This is a genomic window from Lederbergia wuyishanensis (assembly GCF_022900255.1).
Taxonomy (GTDB): Bacteria; Bacillota; Bacilli; order Bacillales; family Bacillaceae_C; genus Lederbergia; species Lederbergia wuyishanensis.
Genome location: NZ_JALIRM010000024.1, coordinates 1 through 1565, shown reverse-complemented (window position 1 = coordinate 1565; position 1565 = coordinate 1). Strand labels below are relative to the sequence as shown.

Below are 1565 nucleotides of genomic sequence, written 5' to 3'. Positions count from 1 at the left end.
ACAAACTTCAATGAGAGTTTGATCCTGGCTCAGGACGAACGCTGGCGGCGTGCCTAATACATGCAAGTCGAGCGAATGGATGGGAGCTTGCTCCCTGAAGTTAGCGGCGGACGGGTGAGTAACACGTGGGCAACCTGCCTGTAAGACTGGGATAACTTCGGGAAACCGGAGCTAATACCGGATAACTTCTTTCCTCGCATGAGGAAAGGTTAAAAGACGGTTATGCTGTCACTTACAGATGGGCCCGCGGCGCATTAGCTAGTTGGTGAGGTAACGGCTCACCAAGGCGACGATGCGTAGCCGACCTGAGAGGGTGATCGGCCACACTGGGACTGAGACACGGCCCAGACTCCTACGGGAGGCAGCAGTAGGGAATCTTCCGCAATGGACGAAAGTCTGACGGAGCAACGCCGCGTGAGTGAAGAAGGTCTTCGGATCGTAAAACTCTGTTATCAGGGAAGAATAAGTACCGTGTAACTAACGGTACCTTGACGGTACCTGACCAGAAAGCCACGGCTAACTACGTGCCAGCAGCCGCGGTAATACGTAGGTGGCAAGCGTTGTCCGGAATTATTGGGCGTAAAGCGCGCGCAGGCGGTTTCTTAAGTCTGATGTGAAATCTCGCGGCTCAACCGTGAGCGGTCATTGGAAACTGGGAAACTTGAGTGCAGAAGAGAAGAGCGGAATTCCACGTGTAGCGGTGAAATGCGTAGAGATGTGGAGGAACACCAGTGGCGAAGGCGGCTCTTTGGTCTGTAACTGACGCTGAGGCGCGAAAGCGTGGGGAGCGAACAGGATTAGATACCCTGGTAGTCCACGCCGTAAACGATGAGTGCTAAGTGTTAGAGGGTTTCCGCCCTTTAGTGCTGCAGCAAACGCATTAAGCACTCCGCCTGGGGAGTACGGCCGCAAGGCTGAAACTCAAAGGAATTGACGGGGGCCCGCACAAGCGGTGGAGCATGTGGTTTAATTCGAAGCAACGCGAAGAACCTTACCAGGTCTTGACATCCTTATGCCCTCCCTAGAGATAGGGATTTCCCTTCGGGGACATAAGTGACAGGTGGTGCATGGTTGTCGTCAGCTCGTGTCGTGAGATGTTGGGTTAAGTCCCGCAACGAGCGCAACCCTTGACCTTAGTTGCCAGCATTCAGTTGGGCACTCTAAGGTGACTGCCGGTGACAAACCGGAGGAAGGTGGGGATGACGTCAAATCATCATGCCCCTTATGACCTGGGCTACACACGTGCTACAATGGATGGTACAAAGGGCAGCAAAACCGCGAGGTCGAGCCAATCCCATAAAACCATTCTCAGTTCGGATTGCAGGCTGCAACTCGCCTGCATGAAGCCGGAATCGCTAGTAATCGCGGATCAGCATGCCGCGGTGAATACGTTCCCGGGCCTTGTACACACCGCCCGTCACACCACGAGAGTTTGTAACACCCGAAGTCGGTGGGGTAACCTTTTGGAGCCAGCCGCCGAAGGTGGGACAGATGATTGGGGTGAAGTCGTAACAAGGTAGCCGTATCGGAAGGTGCGGCTGGATCACCTCCTTTCTAAGGAATCT

At 54.4% G+C, this 1565-nt stretch carries 1 rRNA gene; it reads left to right on the top strand.

What is annotated here, in order from left to right:
• Positions 1 to 6: 6 nt before the first annotated feature.
• Positions 7 to 1554: ribosomal RNA gene (locus tag MT489_RS21970) — 16S ribosomal RNA — on the top strand.
• Positions 1555 to 1565: the final 11 nt, after the last annotated feature.